The sequence below is a fragment of the Herbaspirillum sp. RTI4 genome, assembly GCF_034313965.1.
Classification (GTDB): domain Bacteria; phylum Pseudomonadota; class Gammaproteobacteria; order Burkholderiales; family Burkholderiaceae_D; genus Herbaspirillum.
This window is the reverse complement of sequence record NZ_JAVIWQ010000002.1, coordinates 1,809,058-1,833,071: the sequence shown is the minus strand read 5'-3', so window position 1 is coordinate 1,833,071 and position 24,014 is coordinate 1,809,058. Positions and strand designations below refer to the sequence as shown.

Below are 24,014 nucleotides of genomic sequence, written 5' to 3'. Positions count from 1 at the left end.
GGAAGAGGAAAACCCAGCATCATACAGCGGAAATCGAAAAAATTCAATGAATTCAGGGATTTAGTCGGCATCGCCAGCATTTGCTTGCATTCCCCATACAACTGTATAAAAATACAGTTAATTTCACGCATACACTATATGCGGCATAACGCATAACTTCCACACCAATCCATCACCCGCCGACCCGGCGCACTGCCATGATCAAACTGACCGCCCGCCAGCAGCAAATCCTCGACCTGATTAAAGAGGCCATAGAAAACACCGGATTCCCGCCCACCCGAGCGGAAATCGCCACGGAACTAGGGTTCCGCTCCGCCAATGCCGCCGAAGAGCATCTACAAGCACTGGCACGCAAGGGGGCCATTGAACTGTCGCCCGGCATGTCACGCGGGATACGCTTACGAAGTAGCGACACCCTTGCCTCCTCGCAAAGCGGCAGGCAACTGGTATTGCCGCATCCGGCATTGATGCAACTGAATTTGCCGCTGGTCGGACGCGTCGCCGCAGGTTCGCCCATCCTGGCGCAGGAACATATTGAAGCCAGCTATCAGGTCGATCCCGCCTTGTTTTCCGCGAAACCAGACTATTTGCTGAAAGTTCGCGGCATGTCGATGCGTGATGCCGGCATTCTTGAGGGCGATTTGCTCGCAGTCAAAAAAAGCGCCACGGCACGCAACGGACAAATCGTCGTGGCAAGGCTGGGCGACGATGTCACCGTCAAGCGCTATCGAAAAACCGGCAGCGCCATTGAACTCATTCCCGAAAATCCTGATTTCCAGACGCTACACGTGACCACAGGAGAAACCGGCTTCGCGCTCGAAGGCCTGGTCGTCGGCCTGCTGCGTAGCTGGCATTAGATTCTGATAAGGCCAGTCAACTTTCATAGCGACGCTCAAGACAGCAGGGATGGGATACTTACTCAGCCCGGCCCCAGATCAAAACCCTTTATTACAAGGACTTCTTCCATTTGTTTTTCCGATGGGAATACGCCGTAGCGGCATATCATGCAGGCGGCATGCCACTCCGGCTCCATTTTTCGGAACAGGCCCTTAAAGGGAATTTAGATGTCAAAGCGCAATAAGAAGCCTGTCGTCAACCCAGCCAGCAAAACCACACCAGAAATTCAAACTTTACTTACCGTAAGGAAAGTGCTGGATCTGGTCAGCGAACACAAGACTGCGGAAGCAAGAACGCTGGGCGAAAGCGTGATCGCCAAAGCGCCCGATCTGGTCTTCGCTCTTCATGCTCTGGGTCTGGTGGAATTGCAGGCCAAGGACTATCTCCGCTCAGAACACTGGTTCCGTAAGGCGGTTGAACTCGAACCCGGCAATGCCGAATACCTGTCCAATCTGGGCATGGCCGTCCTCAAGCAAGACCGTATCGACGATGCCATACGCCTGTTCGAGCAATCGATTGCCATTGACGAAGAACATTTGCCCGGTCGAATCGGACTGGCCGACGCCCTGCATGAGAAAAAAGATCCGAATGCCTCCATTGCCTATTTCGAGGAAGCTGTGCGGCGCGCACCGACTGCCGCCGGCCCCCTCTCCCATTTAGGCAAAGCGCTGATCGACGCCAAACGCTACAAGGAAGCCGTAGAAAAATTGATGCAGGCATTACAGCTTCAGATCAATTTTGCTCCCGCGCATACCAATCTGGGACACGCCTTCCAGGAAATGGGCATGCTTGAGGAAGCGCTCGAATGCCATATCACCGCCTTGCTGCTGGAGCCGGACAATATCTACGCCATCAATCAGAAGGCCGATACCCACACCAAACTGCATGATTACGAGAACGCCTACGACCTTTACAAGAAAGTCATCGCACTGGCACCGAACGATCCGAATAGCTACGCCCGTCTGGGTTCCAGCTATTACGATAACGAGGACCGATATGATGAGTCTATAGCGATGCTGAAAAAAGCATTAACTATCGATCCATCACACGCGATCACTTATAACAATATCGGCGTCATCATGCATGACCATGGTGAGTGCGAAGAAGCGCTAGGTCATTTCGAAACCGCCCTCAAACTCAAGTCCAATTACATGATGGCGCGCCACAATATGTGCCTGGTGCAACTGCTGGCAGGCGATTTCGTCAATGGCTGGGCCAATCATGAAGTACGGCTGGAACTCCCGGAGCGACGTTACATTTATGAACTGGCGCTCGAATTGTTCAAAGTCATTCCCAAGTGGGACGGCAAAGCCTCCCTGAAAGACAAACAAATCCTGTTGATGCATGAACAAGGCTACGGCGACAGTATTCAGTTTTTGCGTTATGTCCCTATGCTGCTTGAGCGTGGCGCGCGCGTGGCGCTGCACGTCAAGGATCCTCTGGCGCGTCTGTTTGCCTCGTTCCCAGGAAAAATCACGCTGGTCCGCGAAAATGACAAACTTCCGGCTGCCGATTTTGCCTATCCGATCATGAGTTTGCCGTATGGACTGGGCACAACGACGCCGGAAGAAATTCCGACCTTCCCCTCGTACCTGTCGGCCAGTCTCAACGACAGCCTGCACTGGGGCGAAAAAATCAGGACGATGAACCTGCCGAAGGGCACTTTGCGGGTAGGCATCGTCTGGGCCGGCAATCCGGAACACGGCAACGACAGACGCCGCTCCATGCCGCTGGAAAACGCAGCACCCTTGTTCGATATCCCGGGAGTTCAGTTCTTTTCCTTGCAAAAAGGAGCGCCGGTTGCCGCAATGACCGCGCTCAACAGCCAGAATCCGGTCATCAATCTGGGGGACGATTTCAACGATTTTGCCGATACCGCCGCCGCCATCGACAATCTCGACCTGGTCATCAGCGTCGACACCTCGGTATTGCATCTGGCCGGCGCGCTCGGCAAACGCACCTGGGCACTGCTGGCGTACATGCCGGACTGGCGCTGGTTGCAGGAACGTGAGGATTCCCCTTGGTATCCCAGCATGCAGCTCTATCGTCAGCCCATCGCAGGTGACTGGGCGGCGGTCATTGCCCGCATGGAAACCGATCTGAAAGCTTTGCGGGACCAGCGCCCCGCTTAATAACTACAAATTAGGCAAATTCACCCTAAACCTGGCAATAAAGACTCCAGATGACACTTCGCTTATATATATAAGCGAAGTGCGGATAAACAGGTCGGGTCACACTCTCTTGTTTTTAAAATCATCAACAGGCAAGCTGAGGCCTGTTGCGCAGTTCCCCCTCCCGCCCGGCCACCTCCGGCACTCCTTTCCGTCGAAATCCCATCTTGGCACTACCAAGCCCTTCGGGGCTGCCGGCATTCCAATTGTGCGATGCGTTTCCTCCAGAAAGTGCGCTAAAAAGTGCTTTCTGAAGGGGGGGATCATTCGGGAATGGATGCAAACCCAAGGCATAGCGAGCACCCACCCTGTCCAAAAATGATATTTCACCCACAAAAATTAAAGTTTTTGTGGAAGCCGTCGAAATAAGACTGGCAAGAGGTATTCACGTCATGCAGTTTTAGTTCTGGCAGTAGCGGCAAAGTATTTTCGACAAGTACTAAACTTTTCCCGATACCGTCCGATATAGCATACATAACAGCGGTTAAAACGCCTGAGGCGCATAGGTAAAAGACCAAAGTTAAGCACTGAAACTCGATTTATCGGTCAAAAATCTTAGGAGAATTAATCATGGCATCAGTAATTAACACCAATATTGCGTCGATCAACACACAACGCAATTTGACAATGTCACAAGCCTCGTTGAACACTTCGATTCAACGTCTGTCTTCCGGTTTGCGCGTCAATAGCGCAGCGGATGATGCAGCGGGTTTGTCGATTTCCCAACGGATGGATTCCCAGATCAAGGGTCTGACTGTTGCGCAACGTAACGCGAACGATGGTATTTCGCTGGCGCAAACGGCTCAGGGCTCGCTCAGCACCGTGACAAACAACTTGCAACGTATGCGGGAACTGGCCGTGCAAGCAACCAACGGTTCGAACAGCGCACAAGATCGCAAGACGCTGAACGATGAATACACACAGTTGTCGTCGGAAGTTTTCCGCGTTCTGAATAGCACCAACTTCAACGGCCAAAACCTGTTCACTGGTGTCGGCTCAGGCGCCAGCGCCGGTGTTGCTTCTAGCTCGACACACGTGTCTGCTGCTCTGACCCTGACTTTCCAGGTCGGCGCCAACGTCGTCGATCACAAAAACTCCGATCAAATCAGCATCTCGCTGAACGATCTGTCGAACAACGCCACGATTGCCAACGTCATCGGTTCCAGCGCCAAGGGTTTGATCGGCCTGGGTTCCACCTCTGCCGTGACGGTCAAACAGACTGCTTACACATCGGCAAAAGCAGCAATGGATACCTTGTTCGCTAGCGCATCCTCGCTTACAGCCACTGCGCTGGCCGCATCGGCAGTCACGCTGCAAACGAAGATCGACAGCGCCAAACTGTCTCTGGATAAGGCAATTGCCGCACCAGCAGCACAAAGCGATGCACAAAAGGCGATCAAGAACCTGGATAAGGCGATTAGCCTGATCTCCTCGAAACAGGCTGAATTCGGCGCGATTCAAAACCGTCTGACCGCCGTGATCACCAACATGCAAACGTCGTCGGAAAACATCACTGCGGCGCAAAGTCGAATCATGGATACCGACTTCGCGGCGGAAACAGCTAAACTGACCCGAGCCCAGATTCTGCAACAAGCTGGTACGGCGATGTTGAAACAAGCCAACTCCGCACCGCAATCTGTGTTGACACTGCTGCAATAATCAACAAAAGTAATCAAAGTAATTCTTGATGTACTAGGATAATGTGCGAAGAGTAGATAGAATATTCTTCGCACATTCCTTTAAAAAAGAGGTAATACCATGTCTATTTCAGCCTTGAATGCCTCCACATCGAATGATGTGACAGGATATGCAACACAGACACCCCCACCAGCAACGACCACTCCAAGTGGTACTGCCGCTACAGCCGGCGCAACAAAACCTGATCCAATCGTTTCCACTGGCGCTCCGACCAATGCCAATGCCGCGAAGCCGACAGCCAGTCAAATCGCTGATGCCGTCAGCAAACTGAACGATTTCGCTGCCAATGCTGCGTCCGATCTGAATTTTTCGACAGACAAAGACACTGGCTTGACGATCGTGAAGGTAGTCGACACAGCAACCAATAAAGTCATCCGCCAGATTCCAAGCGAAGAGGCAGTATCGATTGCCAAATCGATGGATAAATTGCAAGGCTTGCTCATCAATCACAGCGCCTGAAGTTTCGCAAGTTTTCTAGCGAATGCTTGAAGTAGAACGGCAATATCTGCATATTCGTCTTTATGCATGTCTCTTTACGCCCGTACAATCGGGTATGAATTTGAATAGCAGGTCCCGCAGGGCAGTGCATAACGCAAACAGTGCGATGCAAACACGCTCTTATTGGTAACTATCCAAACCGGGTGAGAAAGCAGCCTTTGCCTGGCGATTCACTTTCTCCGCAACAGGTCCAGAGCATCAAGGAGAATTAAATGGTTACAGCCGCAATCACCAGCTCCGGCGCAGGTTCAGGTTTCGACGTAGCAGGTACGGTCTCAAAATTGATGGCCGCCGAAAACCAGGCAATGACTCCGCTGACCAATGCGGCGAGTAGCTTCAATTCCCAAATTTCCGCCTACGGTCAGCTGAAAAGCGCCGTCACCAGCTTTGCCAGCAGCCTGACGGCCATGACCAGCGCCACCTTCAGCGCGCAACAAGCTGTCGTGACCAACTCAGGCACGGGTACTGGCGTCACCACCGGCGCAGTCACCGCTACCGTGAGTTCCAGTTCCAGTGTCGCGGCAAAGGGCCAGATTCTGACGTCCGCTGGCAGTTCAGCGACCGGAACGGCCACCCCCTACGCTAGCGGCGACAGTATCGCCTTCAAAGTGGGGGACAATACCACCACCTTCGTGACGTTGACCGCCAATTCGACGATGGAAATGCTGCGCGACAAAATCAACGCGGGCAATACCGGCGTGAGCGCCAGCATTAAGACCGACAGCACCGGCAAACATCTGGTATTCGAATCCAATACCGCCGGCACTGCAAACACTGTCAAAATTACCGCCAATGGCAGCCTGGCAGGATTTGCCTACGATCCTGCCAACCCAACTGCCAGCACCATGAAGCAGACGCAGGCGCCGCAAGATCAAACGACTGCGGCATCGGCTTCATATAACATTGCCGTGACGCAACTGGCGCAAGCGCAAAAACTGCAATCGTCAGGCTTTGACTCCACCGCCAGTTTCAGCACCGGCGTCATGGCGATCAAAACCGGCACCAACTCAACGACACTGATCAAGCCGCTCACCAATACCCTGGCCGGTATTCGGGATGCGATCAATGCCAGTACAGACACAGGGCTGACCGCCTCCATCGTCAGCGACGGCACGCAAAACCATCTCGTGCTGACCTCCTTGTTGAGCGGTGCAGCCAACGGTACCACCATCACCGCTACCGGCGACTTCGCCAAGCTGGCTTATCCGCCGGCCAGCGGCAGTACCGCCGGCAACCGTATGACCCTGATGACGGCAGCCCAAGATGCGAAAGTGACCGTTGACGGCGTCGAAGTCACCAGTCCGAGCAATACGATCACTACCGCTATTTCCGGTGTGACCCTCAATGCCACGAGCGTCACGACAGCAACTGACAATCTGACCCTGGCCATCACGAACAACATCTCCAGCGTACAATCAAGCGTTTCGAGCTTCGTCAGCAGCTACAACTCGCTCCAATCGACGTTAGCCACCATGACTGCCTACAATGCCACCAGCAAGACCGGTGGCGCCTTGCAGGGCGACTCCAATGTGTTAGCGATGATGACCCAGTTACGCAATACGCTGACACAGGCAGTCACCGGCGGAGGCTCTATCGCCACGCTCTCGGATATCGGCGTAGCGTTCCAGAAAGACGGCACACTTGCCCTGGATTCCGGAAAATTAACTACCGCAATGACGGCCAATTTTTCTGGCATCAACCAATTGTTCACCTCGACCAGCGGTATGGTGCCCCTGCTCAGCGCGCTCACAACCAATATGCTCGGCACCGGCGGCATCATCGCCACCAAAACTGACGGACTCAATTCCAGCCTGAAAAGCAATAGCGCTCAGCAAACGGCGCTGCAGGCCAGGTTAACCGTCATACAGACGAACTACACGACGCAATTTAATGCGCTGGACTTGACTCTGGCGAACTTGCAAAGCACCCAAAGCTATCTGACCGCACAGCTGGCATCGCTGACTACGGCCTAACCATCATTTATCAGGGAGTTCGTATCATGTTTGGTTCTGCACAACGTGGCGCAAGCACCTATGCAAAAATAGGCATAGAAACAGGCGTAGTCGCCGCCAGCCCGCACAAACTCATCATCATGCTGTTTGAGGGGGCGATGACGGCCATCGCCATGGCCGGAATGCATATGCGCTCGATGAACATCAAGGATAAGGGCGAAGCTATTACTAAAGCCATCCTGATCGTCGAAAACGGCTTGCGTGCCAGTCTGGATTTGAGCGAAAGCCCGGGGCGGGATATGGCCCTTAACCTCGACGCTCTTTACGACTACATGAGCCGACGTCTGTTTGAAGCCAATGTGAATAATGATCCAGCTATCCTCAATGAAGTCCATGAATTGCTCAGTGGACTCAAGGAAGCATGGGAAGCGATCGGCGATCCTGTCGCCATCGCTGCCATCACCCGTAACCAGTCCGCAGCCTGAAGCGATCGTCTCGCTCATTTTGAGAAAGCACACACATAATGAATAGCGAAGAAGCCATTTCTTTGTATGAATCGATTGCCACTGTCACCGACCAGATGCTGGCCGCTGCGCGCTCCAGTGACTGGCAACTGCTATCGTCGCTGGAAGCCCAGTGCGCCCAGTATGTTGATCGTTTGCGCGCCAATGAAAGCGCGGTCCCGCTGGAACAAGCTGCCCGCGAACGCAAGATTACGATCATCAAGAAAATACTTGCCGACGACAAAGATATCCGCTCCCTCACCGAACCCTGGCTCAACCATCTGGCATCGATGGCCAAAAGTACCGGCAATGAACGCAAACTTGTCCAGACTTATGGAATGAGCCCGAACTCAAGAGCTTGACGTGGTATCCCCGACCGATATCGGTAACTCAGTCACACCTGTTTCCCCGATAGCCTCGGTCGCTGCGGTCGCTCCGGTTGCCGATCTGCGGCAAGAAAGCCTTTCCCGTCTCAATCAAATCGCTGTCGGTCAGCAATTGCAGGGCCAGGTCTTATCCCAATTCAATGACGGCACTTTTCTGGTCCGTCTGGCAGATACCGCCGCACGCATGAGCCTTGCGGCCGGCACCAAGGTCGGCAGCGATGTCATCCTGACGCTCACCAGCAGAGATCCGCGCCCTACTTTTACGGTCACCGACCATAACGGTGACACCACCACGACCGACAGTGTCGACATCAGCAGCGAAGGCGCACACAGCGCCGGCATTACCCAGCAAACCGATAAAAATCAGCAACTTCTGCGCAGCGTGCAACAACGTCTGCCCTATTCCGTCGGAGAAGACCCGACCATCGCGGCAGACGCCAAGGGCAATGCCGACGGCACACAAAAAAATGCAACCACCCAGCTCAGCACGACCGGCCGCATGATCGATAATCTGCTGCAAGCGGCCAAGCAGGGTGACATTTCCAATGCCATCCAGGCCAAGACCCCGCTTATCGCTGCGGCCAACGCAGGCCCGGTTGACACTACGAAACTCACTGCCGCGCTGCGTGAAACCGTCAATCTCAGCGGCGTATTTTATGAGTCGCACATTGCCGGCTGGACGGAAGGAAAAGTCACCCTGACCGATTTGCGGCGAGAGCCGCAAGCGCAACTAGGCCCGCAATTGCAAAACGGCAGTAGCTTATTGCCAGGCCCGGAAGCCGGGGTGGCCAATGCCCAGCTCGGACAAATCGTCAATCTGCAACTCAATGCACTGGAGCAGCAAAGGATTGTCTGGAACGGAGAAGTCTGGCCAGGCCAGCAGATGGAATGGGAAGTTGAAAAGCAAGAGGAAGATGGCTCGCAAAACGGACAAGCCGATGGCGAAGCCAAGCCCGCGTCGTGGCAGACTGTGGTGCGTTTCGACTTCCCGAATTTAGGCAAAGTGTCGGCGGCCATCCGCCTTACCGGCGATAAAATCCACATGCAATTACGCACCCAGAATGATGACGCCACCACTACCCTGCGCGACCACGGCGAACAATTGAAAAATTCACTGGAAGCTGCCGGTGCTTCTCTGGACGCCTTTCTGGTAAAACAGGATGGATAAGAAGCCCGTCATGCCGCTGCAAAATGCGGTCGCCCTTGCCTACAATTCGAATGAATCTGCGCCGAAAATCGTGGCGAAAGGTAGTGGGCTAATCGCTCAGGCAATCATTGCCCGGGCGAAAGAACATGGTGTGTTTGTACACGAATCCAAGGAGTTGGTGTCCTTGCTGATGCAGGTTGAATTGGATCAACAAATTCCACCTACTCTATATCGCACTGTTGCGGAATTATTGGCTTGGCTTTACCAAATGGAAACAGCACAATCGCTCAAGCAGTGATGTTATGATTCGCTATATTTTATTGACTCGCAATCGCTTGGTTACGACCAATAGCAGATGCCCTAAAAAAAGAAGTTTAAGATGCTCAACGACAAGACTCCGGACACCAGCCAATACCGCGTGCATTCACGCAAGGAAATTGTTGGATTGCTGACCAGCATGATGGATCGCAACCAACTACTCAGTCTGCTCATTAAAGGTGGCTCGGAATCCGTCATCACCTCCATACTGGAACTCGATGAGGATGAGAATTGCATCATCGTCGATTCCGCACCGAGCGCCGATCTCAACAAGAGCATATTGGAAAGCAATCGCATCCTGTTTGAAGTGCTCTACAACAATATTCGCATTAACTTTACTGCCGATAGCGCCACCGAGTACACCTATCAGGGGCGTCCTGCGTTCCGCATAGAAATTCCCGAAAGCCTGGTGCGACTGCAAAGACGTGAATATTTTCGCGTCAACACTCCTATATCCAAGCCTTTACGTTGCACGTTCAGCATCCCACAAGATGATGAGTCAGTTTTGCTTGTGCACACACAACTCAACAACATCAGTGCCGGCGGCATAGGTATCACTGACGATCAGAAATTGCTGGATACCACGTTGGGGAAGGTTTTTGAACATTGCCAGCTGGAATTGACCGACAACACCATGGTGCCGGTCATGCTGCAGATTCGGGATTGCAAGGAAGTCAAACTGGCCAGCGGCAAAACAGTCAATCGCATGGGCTGCGAATTCAAAAATATGTCTCGCGCGGTAGAAGCAGCAATACAGAGGTTCATTACCAAAATGGAACGCGAGCAAAACGCCAAAGCTTCCGGCATGTTGTAATTCCGTGCCCGGCCGCATCAGATTTCCGATGACGGCTGGACAAGTCCCTACCCCACGATACCCACCTCAGAACACGCATCCGGCAAAGCCCGGCTTACACCGACATCGTCATCATCGACTGATAGGCACTGACAAGCTTATTGCGAACCTGAATCGTCGTTTGAAACGAAAGGCTCGCTTTTTGCATGGCAATCATGACGTCGGACAAATTCACGTTGTCATCTCCTAGCGCAAAACTCTGGGACATTTTCTCGGCTTTTTGCTGTGAATCATTGACCTGGTCGATCGACGATTTCAAGACATCAGCAAAATCGACTTTAGGTGCTGCCTGCTGCGCACTTTGCGCATCCACCGGCGCCACATTGCCTTGCGCGCGCGCAGCTGCCGCTTTGAGCTGGGCAACCATCGCCTCGATCTGACTGGTATCGATGGCAGTAACGCCACCTATGCTTCCTACACTTTGCACCACAATACACCTCGCTGTTGACCAATACGCTTTGCTATTGGCGGATCAAAGCAAGCTTTGAACCGGAAGAAAACAGAGAATTTCTAAAAATACTGTCAAAAAATCGCAATAACGCTTATTGCCCAGACAAGATATCACGCACCGACGCGCTTTTGACACTGATAAAAGATAGAATTGCGGGTCTGTTCAGGCTATCAAATCCAGCGTGCTGCAGGACAATCTGTATTAAGCCAAAAAGGGTATTCGACGATGGATGAGGGTCAGCAGTGAAGCAAATAATGGAACTAGGCGCAAGTCACGAGGATAAAGTATGGCTGTGACCGCTGACGGCACCCTGACCGGCGACGGCAATGCCCCCCTCGAAAATACAACTGAACAGACTGGCGGTGCTATCCCTGCGCCGGCCGAAGCCACTGGCTTGCTCGGTTTTGCTCAGTCCCCACAAGGTCGCAAAATACTGCTCGTCGTAGCCGCTGCCGCGGTGATTGCCGTCATGATTTCCGTCTGGCTCTGGAGCCAGAAAGTCGAATACCGGGTCCTGTTCTCCAACTACACGGATCGCGACGGCGGTGCCATTGTCGCCTCACTGCAACAAATGAACGTCCCCTACAAATATTCCGAGGGAGGCAGCGCCATTCTGGTCCCCGAGACCATGGTGCATGACGCTCGTCTGAAACTGGCCTCCCAAGGTTTGCCCAAAGGCGGCAATGTCGGATTTGAATTAATGGAAAACCAGAAACTGGGCGTATCGCAGTTTCTGGAGCAAGTCAATTTTCAACGCGCCCTTGAAGGCGAACTGGCGCGCTCGGTTGAATCGCTGGCCGCTGTGCAATCCGCGCGCATTCATCTGGCCCTGCCCAAAGCATCGGTCTTTGTCCGCGACCAGCAAAGCCCCACCTGCTCCGTCATTCTCAGCCTCTACCCCGGCCGCATGCTGGACGCGCAACAAGTCAGCGCCATCGTCCATCTGGTCGCCAGCAGCGTGCCCGAGCTGTCACCGAAAAGCGTCACCATCGTCGATCAAAACGGCAATCTGCTCTCGGACACCTCCAAAAAACCAGTCAACGGCCTCGATCCGACGCAATTGAAATATTTGCAGGACTTGCAGCAAGACATCGTCAAACGCGTGGAATCCATCATTGCCCCTATCGTCGGCAATGAAAACGTCCGCGCCGAAGCCACCGCCGATGTCGACTTTTCGCACAGCGAACAAGCAGCGGAAACCTACGGCCCGAACCAGACGCCGGACAGCGCTGCCGTTCGCAGCAAGCAAAATACCGAAGCACAAAGCCTCAACCAATCCAGTTCCGGCATACCGGGCGCGCTGACCAATCAGCCCGGGGTCAACGCAACGGCACCCATCGTCAACCCGCCAGTCACCACACCGCCCAACCCCAATGGCACCCCTGCTACTCCTGCTACTGCAGCCCCTGGCACCATCGCCACCTCAAGCGCTACGGGCGTACCAATCAATACGCGCAAGGACGCCACGGTCAATTACGAGGTCAACAAAACCGTCCGCTACATCCAGCAACCGATGGGCGGCGTCAAACGCCTGACCGTCGCCGTCGTCGTCAATTTCAAACGCGATGTCGACGCCAACGGAAAAGTGACGATGAAGCCATTGAGCGCCACTGAAAAAACCCAGATCACCGATCTGGTCAAGGAAGCAATGGGCTTCAACAAAGAACGCGGCGACTCCCTCAACGTCGTCAATACTTTGTTCACCGGCCCGATAGAACCGAACGTGCCGCTATGGAAACAACCTGACAACATTCAGATGGCCAAGGAAATCGGCCGCTACATCCTGATCGGTGCCGTACTCCTTTATCTGTACTTTGGTATGCTCAAACCGCTGATCTACAAAATCAGCGGCAAAGAAGCCGCAGACATCAAGGCCAAGGCAGCCGCCGAAGCCGCCGCTGTCGCCGCGCAACTGGCACGCGAACGGGGAGAAGAGGAACCTGACGCCATCGTCGAACTGAGTGAAGAGCAAGTAGAAGCCGCCCATGAACGCAATGCGTATGCAGACAACATGGAGAAGGTAAAAGAGTTGGCGAAATCCGATCCAAAACTGGTGGCCAGCATCATTAAAGCATGGGTGAATAATGAGTGACGGTATTCAAAAAGGCGCCATCCTCATGCTCGCCTTAGGCGAAAATGAGGCCTCCGAAGTCATGAAGCATCTCGGGCCGCGCGAGGTGCAAAAACTGGGTGCCGCCATGGCGACCCTCAAAAGCATCAGCTACGACGAAATCAATGAAGTACTGATCGAATTCGTCGAAAAAACCGGCCAGGCATCGTCGATAGGACTCGATTCGGACGAATATGTCCGCAGCGTACTGACCAAGGCTCTGGGCGACGACAAGGCCTCCTCCCTGCTCAACCGGATTCTCGGCGGCCGTGACGCCAGCGGTATCGAAAGCCTGAAGTGGATGGATGCGCAATCGGTGGCCGACCTGATTCGCAACGAACACCCGCAAATCATCGCCACCATCCTGGTCCATCTGGAACGCTATCACGCCTGCGATGTGATTAACCAATTTACCGAACGCCTGCGCAACGACGTTGTGCTGCGCATTGCCACGCTGGACGGCGTGCAACCGGTCGCCCTGCGCGAACTCAACGACGTGCTGACGAAATTACTGACCGGCAATGAAAGTCTGAAGAAACAACAAATGGGCGGAGTGCGCGCCGCAGCCGAAATTCTCAACTTCCTGAGCGGCGAAAACGAAACCTCGGTCATCCAAAATCTGCGCGCCTACGACGAAGAAATGGCGCAAAGAATCATGGATGAGATGTTCGTCTTCGACAACATCATCGACATCGACGGTCGCGGCATCCAACTGCTGCTGCGCGAAGTGCAATCCGAATCGCTGATCGTCGCGCTCAAAGGCGCCTCCCAGGAACTGCGCGAAAAATTCTTCAGCAACATGTCGCAACGCGCAGCGGAAATGATGCGTGAAGATCTGGAATCCAAAGGCCCGGTACGCCTGTCCGAAGTCGATATCCAGCAAAAAGCCATCCTGCAAATCGTACGTCGCCTTTCCGATGAAGGACAAATCGTACTGGGTGGCAAAGGTGAGGACTCCTTCGTCTAATGCGTGGACCCAACATCCTCTCCAAAGAACTGATGACACCCTATCAGCGCTGGGAAATGGCGTCGCTGGAAGAGAGTGGAAAACCCGAAGCAGGAACACAGGAAGAAGTCACGCCGGAAGACGCTGCCGAACTGCTTGCAGAACAAGTCGTTGAACCACCCCTGCCCGCTCCTACCGCAGAAGAAATCGCCGCCATTCACGATGAGGCGCGCCAGCTCGGCTATGTTCAGGGCATGGAACAAGGCAATGCCAACGGCTACGAAGAAGGCTACGCAGCAGGCATGGCGCAAGGGCGCATGGAAATGGACGAAATCCTCCAGCACTTCCGTCATATCGCCAACACCTTCAGCAGCGAAGTCGCCCATTGCAGCGAAATGATCGCGCCCGACATGCTCGACCTGGCGCTCGACTTCACCAAAGCCATGCTGAAAACAGCGCTCAAAGTGCGACCTGAACTGGTCTTGCCACTGATCAGCGCCGCGCTGCAAACCATTCCCATCCTGCAACAACCCGCCCTGCTTTATCTCAGTCCCGAAGATGCGGTACTGGTGCGCGAACACATGGGTGCAGAATTGCTGCAAACCGGCTGGCGCATTGCCGATGACATCGACATGGAACGAGGCGGTTGCCGCATCGAAACGCCCAGCAACCACATCGACGCGAGCTTGCCTAGCCGCTGGCAAAGACTGGCCACTTCCCTCTCCAAAGAATCCGACTGGCTTGGCCCATGAGCCAGGAGTCACCGGTACTGTCACACAGCAGCCGCTGGCAGGCTTATCTGCACAACTGCAGCAGCCTCGCCAAAATGACTGAAACCATGCAAATCTGCGGTCGGGTCACGCGCGTGGCCGGACTGGTGATGGAAGCAGTAGGACTCAAACTGCCTGTCGGCAGCCCTTGCACCGTACCGCTGCCCAACGGCTCGCTGATTGAAGCCGAAGTGGTCGGCTTCCAGAATGACCGGCTGTTTTTAATGCCGCAAAGCGACGTCGAAGGCATCGTTCCGGGTACTCCGGTCTATGCGGTAGAACCACAAAAACCGCCGCCGCGTACCGGACCCATGACCCACAGCACCCAGCGCGCTGATCAGCATAGCCGGCGTTTGCCCGTCGGCCCTGAACTGCTAGGACGCGTGCTCGACGGTGCCGGCCGCCCTCTGGATCGACTCGGCCCGCTGCACACCGAAGTCTCCGCACCGCTGGGCGTGCGTGCCGCCAATCCACTCTTGCGCGCTCCCATCACCGACATTCTCGACGTCGGCGTGCGCGCTATCAACAGCATGCTCACCGTCGGCCGTGGCCAGCGCATGGGCCTGTTTGCCGGCTCCGGCGTCGGCAAAAGTGTGCTGCTCGGCATGATGGCGCGCTATACCAGCGCCGATGTGATCGTTGTCGGCCTGATCGGCGAACGCGGTCGCGAAGTCAAAGAATTCATCGAACAGATTCTGGGCGACGAAGGACTGGCCCGTTCTGTCGTAGTCGCCGCCCCGGCCGATACCCCGCCGCTGATGCGTCTGCAAGGCGCGGCCTACGCCACCGCCATCGCCGAGTATTTCCGCGATCAGGGACAGAACGTGCTGCTGATCATGGATTCGCTGACCCGCTACGCCATGGCGCAACGTGAAATCGCCCTCGCCATCGGCGAACCGCCCGCTACCAAAGGTTATCCACCCTCGGTGTTTGCCAAATTACCGGTGCTGGTCGAACGTGCCGGGAACGGCATTACCGGCGGCGGCTCCATCACCGCGTTCTATACCGTGCTGACAGAAGGCGACGATCAACAAGATCCCATCGCCGATGCCGCCCGCGCCATTCTCGACGGCCACATCGTTCTCAACCGTACCCTGGCGGAAAGCGGGCACTATCCCGCCATTGATATCGAACAATCGATCAGCCGGGCCATGCACACCATTACCTCACCGGAACACCAGGCATCAACCCGCCGGCTCAAGCAGCTGTATTCCCGCTACGAACGCAACCGCGACCTCATCAGCGTCGGCGCCTATAGCCCGGGTAGCGACCCGCTGCTGGATCAGGCTATTGCCCTGCATCCAAAAATTGAAGCATTCCTGCAACAAGCGATCTCGGAGCGTGCCGATGTTAGCGAGAGCTTGGGGCAACTTACCTCTCTGTTCCAGTGATCGAGGCGGAAGCGCTCCCCTATAATTGCAGCACCATGGCAGCCCTTTCCACACTCGATACGCTGATAGACCTAGCGACCAAAGACACTGACGAAGCCACTAAACGGCTCGGCAGATGTATTCGCGCAGCGGATGAAGCGCAGCAAAAATTATCTGTCCTGCAACAATATCGGGATGACTATGGCCTGCGCTTCCAGGAAAGCATGCAGGCGGGATTGACGCCGATGCAATACCGCAATTTCCAGCTCTTCATCGAAAAGATAGAAGTGGCGATCAACGGGCAAAACAGCCTGGTGGAAACGGCAAAACTAAGGATTAGTGAGGCGCGCACAGTCTGGCAAGGATGCGAACGAAAACGCATGTCCTATGACACTCTGGCAACGCGAGCACGATTGAGCGCGCAACAGCGCGAATCCAAATTGGACCAGAAACAAACCGACGAGCACGCTTCAAGAATGGCGTTTTACAGCAGCAAGAACCGTCAGGCCTAAGGCCTGAGCGCGACACCAATTTCAACGGCAGGATTTGCCACGGCGACCACCATGACTACCACTACACCGCTCCTGAATATCGTTGCTAATTTTTCTGCTACGAGCACGGCACCATCCAGCCCGGCAATTGCGCCGGAGGCGAGCTTTTCACAGATACTGTCAAACCAATCGACTCAATCCACCCAACGCGACGCCAGCGCAAACGCAAATAACAACAGCAACAACAATAACGACGCGAACAACAATAACCAAAACAACAACACCGCCGTCAACAACAACCAAAACAACAGCGCCACCGCGAATGCCAACAAAAACAATAACGCGACCACCAACAACAGCACAGCGCAAAACACGAGCAGCAATCAAAAGACAGGTAGTGCCAGCACTTCTGCAAAATCGGCGTCTGACAAATCCGCCTCGACGGCAGACAAAACCAACAGCACTGCAACGGATGCGCAAACTGCCGAGGCAGCATCCGCGCAAATGCTTGCGCTGGTGGCCAATCTGACAAATAACCCGGTTACCGCGCCCGCACCAAAAACCGGTGATGCACTTGCGCAAGCTGGCCTTCCGGATCCGGCAGCGTTAAACGGCGCGAGTCTGGCCGCAGCTGCGGCCGCGGCCGCCAGTGCAGAGGCGGGCAAAGGAAAAACCGATCCGACTCTGCTTGCCGCGCCCACGGATGCCAAGAACCTCATGCCAAGCACCGCCGATCTGAGCGCCACCAATGCCAAAAACAGCGCCGCATTACCAGCAGCAACATTAGCGACAGCGACCGCCGTCGCCAACAGCGGATTGCAAGACTTTGCCGCTGCCAGCGCCAAAGCCACCGCCAGCCTCGCAAGCGAAGCCGCACTGCCAACAGCGAATCTAACGGACACCACACCTGGCAACGCCACAATGATCCCGGTATTCCAGCAAGCCTCAGGCGGACTCAGTCAGGCACTCAATCAACCGACTGAAAAGCTCACGCCCACCGTCGGCAGTCCTGCATGGGATCAGGCGCTCGGCCAAAAAATAGTCTGGATGACCAGTGGCGGAATGCAAAGCGCATCGCTGACGCTCAACCCACCGGATCTGGGCCCGCTGCAAGTCGTGATTCACGTCAACAACTCTCAGGCCGACGCCACTTTTACCGCCGCCCAGCCAGAAGTACGCCAGGCACTGGAAGCCGCCATGCCCAAATTACGTGAAATGCTCGACCAGGCTGGTATTCAGCTCGGGCAAGCCACCGTCAGCAGCGGCATGCCGAACCAACAACAAGGTTCGGGCAATCAGCAGCAAGCGCGACAATCTTCATCCGGCCGCGGCTCTTCGGATGCGGACGGTGATGACGACACAATCATCACGACGCAACAACCGATTAATAGCCGGCTGGGATTGGTAGATACATTTGTATGATGATGCCTTGTATCGACATGTCAAAATCGAAGAAAAAAAACATCATGGCCATGCGGGATATTGAATATTATTGAAGATTATTCAATATCTGCAATTCCTTGCCGTTATCAAATAACGAAACGAGTGATTGCATTCGCCAACCCGCATGAAAGGAAATAGTTAGATGGCCACCAGCCCGAAAGCAAAAACAGCATCCAAGGGTGGCGAAGGCGATGATGCCGCCCCGAAAAAATCGAGTAAAAAATTACTTTTCATCATCATCGGCCTGGTGGTTGTACTCGCCGGCGGCGGCGCTGCTGCCTTCATGATGATGGGATCAGGGAAAGACAAGAAAGAAGGCGCGGAAGAACACGCCTCAGAAAAGAAAGGGGAAAGTCAGGCTCCGGTGTTTGCCGTGATCGAACCTTTCGTCGTCAATTTACAGCAGGAAAACGGAGACCAGTTTTTGCAAGTGGCAATCACCCTCCAGGTCGCTACAGCAGAAGGTAGCGAAATGCTCAAAACATTCATGCCGCAAGTACGCAGCCGTTTACTGATGGTGCTGTCCAGCAAAAAAGCGTCCGACATCCTGACGAACGAAGGCAAAGAAAAACTGACCGAAGATATCCTTGATGTTCTCAACAAGCCTTTTGCCGGCGCGACCAAAGGCCCTGGCATTAACGACGTGTTCTACACCTCTTTTGTAGTCCAGCAACAGTAAGGGGATTAACTGCTGTAACCTGAGCCACCTCTCAATATGCGCTGTGCAGCGATCATTGAGAGCTAGCCAGTTCCGATTCGGACTTTAACTTGTAGGCAGCAGCGGCATCATGGCAGAACATTTTCTTTCACAGGAAGAAGTCGATGCACTCCTCAAAGGAGTCAGCGGCGAGAGCGACGACGTTGTCGTCGAGGAAGATCCGTCTGCGGTCCGCAATTACAACCTGGCAACGCAGGAACGTATTGTCCGTGGTCGCATGCCGACCCTGGAAATCATCAACGAACGGTTTGCCCGACTGTTCCGCATCGGCTTGTTCAACTTCCTGCACCGCACATCGGAAATTTCAGTCGGCCCGGTCAAAGTCATCAAGTACAGCGAATTCATCCGTAATCTGGTGGTACCCACCAATCTGAACCTGGTCCACATCAAACCCTTTCGCGGCATCGGTCTGATCGTGTTCGATCCCCAGTTAGTGTTTTTGCTGGTCGACAATATGTTTGGCGGCGATGGCCGCTTCCACACCCGGATCGAAGGGCGTGAATTCACGCCGACCGAGCAACGCATCATCATGCGCGTGCTCGATATCTGCTGTGAAACCTATGCCAAGTCCTGGGAGCCGGTGTACCCGATTGAATTCGAATACATCCGCTCGGAAATGAATACCCAGTTCGCCAACATCGCTACCCCCAATGAAGTCGTGGTGGCAACCACCTTCTCGGTGGAACTCGGCCCGGTCAGCGGCGAAGTGCATATTTGCACCCCGTATTCCATGATCGAACCGGTGCGCGACCGCCTCACCACCAGCTTGCAAGGTGAGGCACTGGAAGTCGATAAACGCTGGCTGCGCCTGATGAAACAGCAGATTCAGACCGCGGAAGTAGAACTGATCGCCAATTTTGGCACCGCACGCGTTACCTTTACCGATCTGCTCAACATGCAAGTCGGCGATGTCATCCCGCTCGTCACTGAAAAATTAGTGACCGCAAAAGTGGATGGCGTCCCCGTCATGGAATGCGGCTACGGGCAATTGAACGGGCAATATGCCCTGCGTGTGGAAAAATTATTATCCGTCAATCATAACGATTCACCGGAAGAAGATCTCTAGGAGAGAAGCATGGCTGACAATATTGTCGGAGAAGAAGAAATCGACGAAGACGACCCATGGGGCGCCGCGATTGCCGAGCAGACGCAGGCTGAAGAGCTGCAAAAGAAAACGCACGCCGAAGAAATGGACTCTCAGGTCATGAAGGCACAGGCGGCCCAATCGACTGTTTTCAAGGATTTCGCCGCCTCGGATTACAAAACCAATGCGCCCAACGATATCGACTTCATCCTCGATATTCCGGTACAGCTGACGGTGGAATTGGGGCGCACCAAAATTGCGATCAAAAATCTGCTGCAACTGGCGCAGGGCTCTGTCGTGGAACTCGAGGGCATGGCGGGTGAACCGATGGATGTGCTGGTCAATGGCTGCCTGATTGCACAAGGTGAAGTCGTCGTCGTCAATGACAAGTTCGGTATCCGCCTGACCGACATCATCACTCCTGCTGAACGGATTAGGAAAATCAACAGATGAAGCCGTTTGTACTGCGCTGCACGTCTTGTATCAATAGTGCCCTGCTGTTCACACTGGCCGCCGGCAGTGCCTGCGCCGCCGATGCCAGCGCACCCAGCGAGACCACCAGCCTGCTCACGATGTTGATGGGGTTGGCGATTGTGCTGGCCTTAATGGCCGGAATCGCCTGGCTGCTCAAACGCTCCGGCATCACCAGACTGCAAGGCACTGCCATCGTCAAAGTAGTCGGCGGAGCCAGCGTCGGCACGCGCGAACGCGTGATGGTCATCGAAGTCGCGGATCAATGGATCGTCATTGGCGTCGCCCAGGGCCAGGTCAATCTCCTCAGCACCATGCCGCGCGGCAGTGCCACACCGGCAGCCGAGGCAGCATCGACAGCGGCACCAAATAATTTTTCAGCCTGGCTGAAACAGACCATAGAAAAACGCAATGCCAACCGTTAGCACGCCGTTTTCCCACCGCTCTGCCGCACCTCTTTTTCTCCAGCTGATCGCTATGGCAGGGCTTGCCCTGCTGCTTAGTTTGCCCATGACTGCGGCAGCACAGGGTCTGCCGGCACTGACCAGCAACCCGACTGCCGGCGGCGGACAAACCTACAGCCTGAGCATTCAGACACTGCTGCTGATGACCTCGCTGTCATTCATCCCGGCAGCCTTCCTGATGATGACCAGCTTTACCCGCATCGTGATCGTCCTCTCGATGCTGCGTCAGGCACTGGGCACCGGCGGCACACCGCCTAATCAGGTGATCGTCGGACTGTCGCTGTTTCTCACACTGTTCGTGATGGGACCGGTATTCGACAAGATTTATACCGACGCCTACCTGCCGTTTTCCGACAACAAAATCACCATGCTCCAGGCGATGGATAAGGGTTCTGCGCCGCTCAAGGAATTCATGATGAAGCAAACGCGTCAGGCAGATCTGGCCTTGTATGCCAAGCTGTCTCGCACGCCGGCGCTGCAAGGCCCCGAAGATGTATCGCTGCGAATATTGATCCCGGCGTTTGTCACCAGCGAATTAAAAACGGCATTCCAGATCAGCTTTTCCATCTTTATCCCCTTTCTGATTATCGACATGGTGGTCGCCAGTATTCTGATGTCGATGGGGATGATGATGATGTCGCCGGCCATTGTTTCTCTGCCATTCAAACTGATGCTGTTCGTGCTGGTGGACGGCTGGCAATTGCTGATCGGCTCGCTGGCGCAAAGTTTTTATTAACCAGGACTTACGCAAAAGGCTGCGGACTAGGCGCATTGCCGCAGGCAGTACAAGTGGTGCGGCAAGGCGAGGCAACAACGTCAGCGGTCTTTTGCGTAAATCCTGTAGTCCTGTAAGTCTTATTAACGATCAAGGATTCTTATGACCCCCGAGAGCGTCATGACACTGGGCCGTCAGGCCATGCAAGTCACCTTGATGGTGGCGGCACCCATGCTGCTGACTTCACTGGTTGTCGGTCTGGCCGTCAGTATTTTCCAGGCGGCTACGCAAATCAATGAATCGACCCTGTCGTTCATTCCCAAGCTGGTGTGCGTGTTTATCGCGCTCATTGTGGCCGGGCCGTGGATGCTATCGCTACTGCTCGACTACATGCGACTGATGTTTAGCGGCATCCCCGCCATGGTGCAGTAGCCGGCTTTGACACCTACCGCCCGGCCCCCTTCGTGATCAGCGTCACTACCGCCCAACTGTACGCATGGGTTGCGGCATTCGTCTGGCCGCTCACACGCATCCTCGGCCTGCTCGCACTGGCACCGCCGTTCGGCAACAGCACCGTGCCTATGCAAGTAAAGTTGTTATTAGGCGTGGCGCTGACCCTCATCATTTCCCCTACCATCGCCAGCTTTCCAGCAATAGAACCGGGATCGATGGCGGGCTTGCTGATCATGGCGCAGCAATTTCTGATTGGCCTGTCGATGGGAATGGCGATGCGCATCGTCTTTGCCGCCGTCGAAGGGGCCGGCGAAATGATCAGTTCCACCATGGGTCTGGGTTTTGCCGTATTTTTCGATCCGAGCACACAAGGCCGCACCTCCGCCATCAGCCAGGTGATCGCGCTGCTGGCAACACTGGTCTTTTTGAGCATCAACGGCCATCTGGTTCTGCTGGCAACGCTGGCCAACAGCTTTCAGACACTGCCGATCAGCGCCGCACCGGTCACTGCGGAGGGTTTCCATCAGCTCGCATTATGGGGAGGACTGGTATTTAGTATGGGCTTGCAATTATCGTTACCGGTCCTCGTGGCACTGCTGATCACCAACATGGCGCTGGGCATTTTGACGCGCGCTGCGCCACAACTGAATTTGTTCGGGGTCGGCTTCCCTATCACCCTATCGGCGGGATTTACGCTGATTGCGCTGGCCTTGCCTTACATGATTACGCCGCTGGAACACTTCCTGCAAAGCGGCATAGAGATGGTGCGCATGCTGGGTTCGGTGCCACCGATTGTCTTCAAGCCCTGAACAAAAAAAATGCATCCCTGATACTGCCTGGGATGCACCGGATCAAGCCAAGAACTTCAGACGCTTACTTCAGACCCTTATTTCAGGCCCTTACTTCAGACCATTACTTCAGGAAATTCAGTAGCGTCAGGCTGCTCGTGGTGGTGAATGCTTTCTGCGCCGCTTGCAGATAAGTCTGCTGCAGCGACAACTGGCTTACGGTGTCCGTCAGATCGCTGGGATTTAAACCCATCAGATTATTAACGGTGGCCTGATATTGAATTGCCTTGGCGCTACCGACTTCATCCAGCGTCGCCAGTTCTTTTTGATTCGACCCCACTCCTGCCGTCACTGCACTCACGCTGGTGGAAAGCGCATCGAGACTGGTGCCTATCTTGCCGAGGGCGCGGGTCAGTGCCGTGTTGCTGCCGGCTACCGGCGTGCGCGCCGCTTCGGCAAGGTCTGCCGCCGCTTTGGCCGTAGCTGCCTGCGAAAATAAGGTGTCATAGGTAGGCACAGTCAAATCTGCCGGATCTTTCGCATCGACTGCGGCCTGCGCTGTCTGGTAGGTCACTGCGGTAGGCAATGCGGCGGCTGCGGCGGCATCGGCAGAATTAGCCGCTGCCGTCACCGGGGTCGACAATACCTTGATCAAACTATTGATCGTCTTGAACGTATCCTGACCGTTCGCCTGAAAGATCGATTGTCCCGACGTTGTTACCGCCATCTGGCGGGTGGAATCGACTTGCAGGGTTTGCGAACCCTGGTCGCCCTGATATTGCACCGCGCCGGTGGAATCAGTGACGAACGGTGTCGTCGTACTTTTGTAACCGGAAAACAAAAAGTTACCCAATCCATCTGTGGTATTGGCATAACCCATCATTTGTTGCATGTTGGCCGTCACCTGATTTGCCAGCGTGAGGCGATCAGAATTCGAGTAGGAGGCATTACCTGCATTCACAACGGAGCTGTGAATGTCGGTGAGCAAACTGGTAACGCTGGTCAGCGTGCTGCTGACTTGCGCCAATGAGCTGGTTGCATTTTGTCGGTTGGTCTTGTATTGGTCATTCAAGGCCTGCGTCTGCGACAAGTCCAGCGCACGCGCCGAAGCCACAGGATCGTCAGCAGGATTGAGCACCTTGCCCTGAGTGGTCTGCTGCGTCAGCCTCAAGATGGACGCTTGCAGGCTGTTGACTTCGCTGATGCTGGATTGATACAGCATGTTGGTACTGATACGCATGATATTTTCCTTGAAACAGATTTCGAGCCGCCTGCGGGGAAAAAATTTCAACACTCCCGAGGATCCTGGCAACGATC

At 54.7% G+C, this 24,014-nt stretch carries 25 protein-coding genes; 23 read left to right on the top strand and 2 right to left on the bottom strand.

The annotated features are described in order from the left end of the window. Nucleotides 1–197: 197 nt before the first annotated feature. The 10 genes from lexA (at nt 198) to RGU70_RS08305 (ending at nt 10,384) form a co-directional block, all read left to right on the top strand. Nucleotides 198–857 carry a transcriptional repressor LexA gene (gene lexA / locus RGU70_RS08350; RefSeq protein WP_322208934.1) on the top strand — a complete coding sequence of 220 codons (660 nt, stop codon included), beginning with the start codon at nt 198–200 and terminating at the stop codon, nt 855–857. Between the two features lie 207 nt (nt 858–1,064). Next, nucleotides 1,065–3,029 (top strand): tetratricopeptide repeat protein, encoded by a 1,965-nt coding sequence (locus RGU70_RS08345; RefSeq protein ID WP_322208933.1) that lies wholly within the window; start codon nt 1,065–1,067, stop codon nt 3,027–3,029. A 609-nt stretch (nt 3,030–3,638) separates the two neighbouring features. Further along, complete coding sequence (locus tag RGU70_RS08340) at nt 3,639–4,727, top strand: flagellin (protein WP_322208932.1); 1,089 nt, start codon at nt 3,639–3,641, stop codon at nt 4,725–4,727. A gap of 99 nt (nt 4,728–4,826) precedes the next feature. Beyond that, on the top strand, nt 4,827–5,225 hold the full coding sequence (locus RGU70_RS08335) for a flagellar protein FlaG (RefSeq protein ID WP_322208931.1): 399 nt from the start codon (nt 4,827–4,829) through the stop codon (nt 5,223–5,225). 251 nt (nt 5,226–5,476) lie between these two features. Continuing rightward, a complete protein-coding gene (gene fliD / locus RGU70_RS08330) occupies nt 5,477–7,237 on the top strand; it encodes a flagellar filament capping protein FliD (protein ID WP_322208930.1) in 1,761 nt (586 codons plus the stop codon). A gap of 26 nt (nt 7,238–7,263) precedes the next feature. Further along, nucleotides 7,264–7,701: a flagellar export chaperone FliS gene (fliS, locus tag RGU70_RS08325; RefSeq protein WP_322208929.1), complete on the top strand. Its 438-nt coding sequence runs from the start codon at nt 7,264–7,266 to the stop codon at nt 7,699–7,701. Between the two features lie 38 nt (nt 7,702–7,739). Next, entirely contained in the window at nt 7,740–8,081 is a 342-nt protein-coding gene (locus RGU70_RS08320; RefSeq protein ID WP_322208928.1) for a flagellar protein FliT, read from the top strand. Between the two features lies 1 nt (nt 8,082). Then, a complete protein-coding gene (locus RGU70_RS08315; protein ID WP_322208927.1) occupies nt 8,083–9,273 on the top strand; it encodes a flagellar hook-length control protein FliK in 1,191 nt (396 codons plus the stop codon). Next, nucleotides 9,266–9,550, top strand: coding sequence for an EscU/YscU/HrcU family type III secretion system export apparatus switch protein (locus tag RGU70_RS08310; protein WP_322208926.1), 285 nt, complete (start codon nt 9,266–9,268; stop codon nt 9,548–9,550). The genes RGU70_RS08315 and RGU70_RS08310 overlap by 8 nt, the downstream gene beginning before the upstream one ends. 81 nt (nt 9,551–9,631) lie before the next feature. Continuing rightward, nucleotides 9,632–10,384 (top strand): flagellar brake protein, encoded by a 753-nt coding sequence (locus RGU70_RS08305; RefSeq protein ID WP_322208925.1) that lies wholly within the window; start codon nt 9,632–9,634, stop codon nt 10,382–10,384. Between the two features lie 94 nt (nt 10,385–10,478). Here RGU70_RS08305 and fliE read toward each other — a convergent pair whose 3' ends face one another. Then, entirely contained in the window at nt 10,479–10,790 is a 312-nt protein-coding gene (fliE, locus tag RGU70_RS08300) for a flagellar hook-basal body complex protein FliE (RefSeq protein ID WP_416186491.1), read from the bottom strand. Between the two features lie 370 nt (nt 10,791–11,160). On the opposite strand from fliE, the gene fliF reads away from it, so the two are divergent. From fliF to fliR, 13 genes are all read left to right on the top strand, one after another. Continuing rightward, on the top strand, nt 11,161–12,966 hold the full coding sequence (gene fliF / locus RGU70_RS08295; protein WP_322208924.1) for a flagellar basal-body MS-ring/collar protein FliF: 1,806 nt from the start codon (nt 11,161–11,163) through the stop codon (nt 12,964–12,966). After that, nucleotides 12,959–13,951, top strand: coding sequence for a flagellar motor switch protein FliG (gene fliG / locus RGU70_RS08290; protein WP_322208923.1), 993 nt, complete (start codon nt 12,959–12,961; stop codon nt 13,949–13,951). The genes fliF and fliG overlap by 8 nt, the downstream gene beginning before the upstream one ends. Continuing rightward, nucleotides 13,951–14,682, top strand: a complete 732-nt coding sequence (locus RGU70_RS08285; RefSeq protein WP_322208922.1) for a flagellar assembly protein FliH — start codon at nt 13,951–13,953, stop codon at nt 14,680–14,682. Before fliG ends, RGU70_RS08285 begins: the two co-directional genes overlap by 1 nt. Continuing rightward, entirely contained in the window at nt 14,679–16,091 is a 1,413-nt protein-coding gene (gene fliI / locus RGU70_RS08280; RefSeq protein ID WP_416186490.1) for a flagellar protein export ATPase FliI, read from the top strand. The genes RGU70_RS08285 and fliI overlap by 4 nt, the downstream gene beginning before the upstream one ends. A 35-nt stretch (nt 16,092–16,126) precedes the next feature. Further along, nucleotides 16,127–16,582 carry a flagellar export protein FliJ gene (fliJ, locus tag RGU70_RS08275; protein ID WP_322208921.1) on the top strand — a complete coding sequence of 152 codons (456 nt, stop codon included), beginning with the start codon at nt 16,127–16,129 and terminating at the stop codon, nt 16,580–16,582. A gap of 51 nt (nt 16,583–16,633) precedes the next feature. Continuing rightward, complete coding sequence (locus tag RGU70_RS08270) at nt 16,634–17,983, top strand: flagellar hook-length control protein FliK (protein WP_322208920.1); 1,350 nt, start codon at nt 16,634–16,636, stop codon at nt 17,981–17,983. Between the two features lie 163 nt (nt 17,984–18,146). Continuing rightward, nucleotides 18,147–18,683 (top strand): flagellar basal body-associated protein FliL, encoded by a 537-nt coding sequence (gene fliL, locus RGU70_RS08265; RefSeq protein ID WP_322208919.1) that lies wholly within the window; start codon nt 18,147–18,149, stop codon nt 18,681–18,683. Nucleotides 18,684–18,792: 109 nt separating this feature from the next. Next, nucleotides 18,793–19,788 carry a flagellar motor switch protein FliM gene (fliM, locus tag RGU70_RS08260; protein WP_322208918.1) on the top strand — a complete coding sequence of 332 codons (996 nt, stop codon included), beginning with the start codon at nt 18,793–18,795 and terminating at the stop codon, nt 19,786–19,788. Nucleotides 19,789–19,797: 9 nt separating this feature from the next. Continuing rightward, the gene (gene fliN, locus RGU70_RS08255; RefSeq protein ID WP_322208917.1) at nt 19,798–20,259 is read left to right on the top strand and encodes a flagellar motor switch protein FliN; all 462 of its coding nucleotides are present in this window, start codon (nt 19,798–19,800) and stop codon (nt 20,257–20,259) included. Beyond that, the gene (gene fliO, locus RGU70_RS08250; protein ID WP_322208916.1) at nt 20,256–20,702 is read left to right on the top strand and encodes a flagellar biosynthetic protein FliO; all 447 of its coding nucleotides are present in this window, start codon (nt 20,256–20,258) and stop codon (nt 20,700–20,702) included. The genes fliN and fliO overlap by 4 nt, the downstream gene beginning before the upstream one ends. Before the next feature lie 52 nt (nt 20,703–20,754). Continuing rightward, nucleotides 20,755–21,477, top strand: a complete 723-nt coding sequence (gene fliP, locus RGU70_RS08245) for a flagellar type III secretion system pore protein FliP (RefSeq protein ID WP_322210739.1) — start codon at nt 20,755–20,757, stop codon at nt 21,475–21,477. A gap of 141 nt (nt 21,478–21,618) precedes the next feature. Next, on the top strand, nt 21,619–21,888 hold the full coding sequence (gene fliQ, locus RGU70_RS08240; protein WP_322208915.1) for a flagellar biosynthesis protein FliQ: 270 nt from the start codon (nt 21,619–21,621) through the stop codon (nt 21,886–21,888). A gap of 32 nt (nt 21,889–21,920) precedes the next feature. Then, complete coding sequence (gene fliR, locus RGU70_RS08235; protein ID WP_322208914.1) at nt 21,921–22,718, top strand: flagellar biosynthetic protein FliR; 798 nt, start codon at nt 21,921–21,923, stop codon at nt 22,716–22,718. A gap of 103 nt (nt 22,719–22,821) precedes the next feature. Here the strand turns inward: fliR and flgL are convergent, their stop codons facing one another. Then, entirely contained in the window at nt 22,822–23,937 is a 1,116-nt protein-coding gene (flgL, locus tag RGU70_RS08230) for a flagellar hook-associated protein FlgL (protein ID WP_322208913.1), read from the bottom strand. Between the last annotated feature and the right edge of the window lie 77 nt (nt 23,938–24,014).

Bases quoted from the DNA above. Each gene is read 5' to 3' on its own strand.
- RGU70_RS08345 (WP_322208933.1), top strand. From the start codon at position 1,065: ATGTCAAAGCGCAATAAGAAGCCTGTCGTCAACCCAGCCAGCAAAACC.
- fliG (WP_322208923.1), top strand. From the start codon at position 12,959: ATGAGTGACGGTATTCAAAAAGGCGCCATCCTCATGCTCGCCTTAGGC.
- fliN (WP_322208917.1), top strand. From the start codon at position 19,798: ATGGCTGACAATATTGTCGGAGAAGAAGAAATCGACGAAGACGACCCA.
- fliQ (WP_322208915.1), top strand. From the start codon at position 21,619: ATGACCCCCGAGAGCGTCATGACACTGGGCCGTCAGGCCATGCAAGTC.
- fliS (WP_322208929.1), top strand. From the start codon at position 7,264: ATGTTTGGTTCTGCACAACGTGGCGCAAGCACCTATGCAAAAATAGGC.
- RGU70_RS08305 (WP_322208925.1), top strand. From the start codon at position 9,632: ATGCTCAACGACAAGACTCCGGACACCAGCCAATACCGCGTGCATTCA.
- fliL (WP_322208919.1), top strand. From the start codon at position 18,147: ATGGCCACCAGCCCGAAAGCAAAAACAGCATCCAAGGGTGGCGAAGGC.
- fliP (WP_322210739.1), top strand. From the start codon at position 20,755: ATGGCAGGGCTTGCCCTGCTGCTTAGTTTGCCCATGACTGCGGCAGCA.
- RGU70_RS08335 (WP_322208931.1), top strand. From the start codon at position 4,827: ATGTCTATTTCAGCCTTGAATGCCTCCACATCGAATGATGTGACAGGA.
- fliD (WP_322208930.1), top strand. From the start codon at position 5,477: ATGGTTACAGCCGCAATCACCAGCTCCGGCGCAGGTTCAGGTTTCGAC.
- flgL (WP_322208913.1), bottom strand. From the start codon at position 23,937: ATGCGTATCAGTACCAACATGCTGTATCAATCCAGCATCAGCGAAGTC.
- lexA (WP_322208934.1), top strand. From the start codon at position 198: ATGATCAAACTGACCGCCCGCCAGCAGCAAATCCTCGACCTGATTAAA.
- fliI (WP_416186490.1), top strand. From the start codon at position 14,679: ATGAGCCAGGAGTCACCGGTACTGTCACACAGCAGCCGCTGGCAGGCT.
- fliM (WP_322208918.1), top strand. From the start codon at position 18,793: ATGGCAGAACATTTTCTTTCACAGGAAGAAGTCGATGCACTCCTCAAA.
- fliE (WP_416186491.1), bottom strand. From the start codon at position 10,790: ATGGTTGCCCAGCTCAAAGCGGCAGCTGCGCGCGCGCAAGGCAATGTG.
- RGU70_RS08285 (WP_322208922.1), top strand. From the start codon at position 13,951: ATGCGTGGACCCAACATCCTCTCCAAAGAACTGATGACACCCTATCAG.
- RGU70_RS08270 (WP_322208920.1), top strand. From the start codon at position 16,634: ATGACTACCACTACACCGCTCCTGAATATCGTTGCTAATTTTTCTGCT.
- fliJ (WP_322208921.1), top strand. From the start codon at position 16,127: ATGGCAGCCCTTTCCACACTCGATACGCTGATAGACCTAGCGACCAAA.
- fliF (WP_322208924.1), top strand. From the start codon at position 11,161: ATGGCTGTGACCGCTGACGGCACCCTGACCGGCGACGGCAATGCCCCC.
- fliO (WP_322208916.1), top strand. From the start codon at position 20,256: ATGAAGCCGTTTGTACTGCGCTGCACGTCTTGTATCAATAGTGCCCTG.
- RGU70_RS08310 (WP_322208926.1), top strand. From the start codon at position 9,266: ATGGATAAGAAGCCCGTCATGCCGCTGCAAAATGCGGTCGCCCTTGCC.
- RGU70_RS08340 (WP_322208932.1), top strand. From the start codon at position 3,639: ATGGCATCAGTAATTAACACCAATATTGCGTCGATCAACACACAACGC.
- RGU70_RS08320 (WP_322208928.1), top strand. From the start codon at position 7,740: ATGAATAGCGAAGAAGCCATTTCTTTGTATGAATCGATTGCCACTGTC.